Genomic DNA, 1366 nt, shown 5'->3' with positions numbered 1-1366 from the left:
AATGAAATATTAAAAAATGTATGGTCTGCTCCGATTTTGCAAGGAAAAGCTCATTGTCAGAAGTCGTTTGCGTCAATGTATCCGGCCTGTTAGTGAGCTATCTTGTGCTCTGGCCTTGATGGGATCCGCACGTTGTTGTCCTAATAAAGCGTTCAGTCATTTATGGACTGCTTTTTTAGCCAGGCTTCAACTTCGTGGGTTTAACGCTTCTGTCATCAGCTTATTTCTCGCAAAAACTATAGAATAATATGGTAGTGATAATTACTGATTAATCGCTGGGTATGCGCGATACTCCTGACCTGACGTCAAAACTTTCCAACAAATCCTCATGATTTTATTGGCTAAGGCAATAAGTACAACATGGTGGTGATGAGTTTCTTCCAGTTTTGCTACCCACTGACCTAATGTTGATTGGTCTCGTTTCATATGTATTGTTAAGGCTTTGGCTCCCTGTATTACTTGCCGCCTCAAATAAGCATTGCCTCTCTTGCTGATACTACCGAGGTTGCTCTTTCCTCCAGTGGAGTACTGCTTTGGAACAAGCCCTAACCATGCAGACATATCTCGTCCACGCTTAAATTGCGTACCGGCACCCACAGCAGCAATCAACCCCGTGGCTATGATTGGTCCAATACCTGGGACGGTACTGATAAGTCGGCACTTCTCCGATGCTAGAGCTGCTTGTTGTAAATGTTCACTCATCTCGTCGATTTGAACATCTAAGTGGATCCAGCGTTCACGCAAGCGGAATATTAAGGCTCGCATAAAATCTGGCAGCCCATTTTCTGCATCTTCCAATATACCAGGTAAAGCTCGTTCGAAAACTTTGCGGCCAACCGGCACCGTAATGCCATATTCAAGCAACAAAGCACGCATCTGGTTGACTGTTGCTGTACGTTCAACAATAAAACGTTGTCTCACTCGATGCGTTGCTTGTAAAGCCAGTTGTTCATGCGACTTTAAAGAAACACAACGCATGGTCCCTCGGCTGCCAGCTTCTGCAATAGCAACTGCGTCATTAAAGTCATTTTTATTAGATTTAAGGTAGGGTTTAACAAATTGGGCTGGGATAATTTTTACTGAAAAGTCAGCATTATTGAACAGCCTTCCCCAATACTGAGAGCCAGGGCATGCTTCAAATGCAACGATAGAAGGAGGAGTATTGATTACAAACGCCTTGAGCTGCTGACGATTCAGTTTTTTTCGCCAAAGAACATGTCCTTGGCGATCCATCGCTGCGACATGAAACCAATTTTTACCTAAATCGATACCGTAGATATATACCTGTGAACTAGACATGGGAGCCTCCTTGGTTTTCTCTTCAGCTGAGTATAGGTAGCTGAGGGAGGAGCAGACCATCCCATTA

1 protein-coding gene is annotated in these 1366 nt (G+C 43.9%); it reads right to left on the bottom strand.

What is annotated here, in order from left to right; translation table 11 throughout:
* Positions 1-261 precede the first annotated feature (261 nt).
* Positions 262-1299 carry an IS110 family transposase gene (locus tag ACVA53_RS24895; protein ID WP_446506624.1) on the bottom strand — a complete coding sequence of 346 codons (1038 nt, stop codon included), beginning with the start codon at positions 1297-1299 and terminating at the stop codon, positions 262-264.
* Positions 1300-1366 lie beyond the last annotated feature (67 nt).

This window comes from Photobacterium sp. DNB23_23_1 (assembly GCF_052873815.1).
Note: the sequence above shows the minus strand (reverse complement) of the source record. Positions and strands in the feature narration are given on the sequence as shown.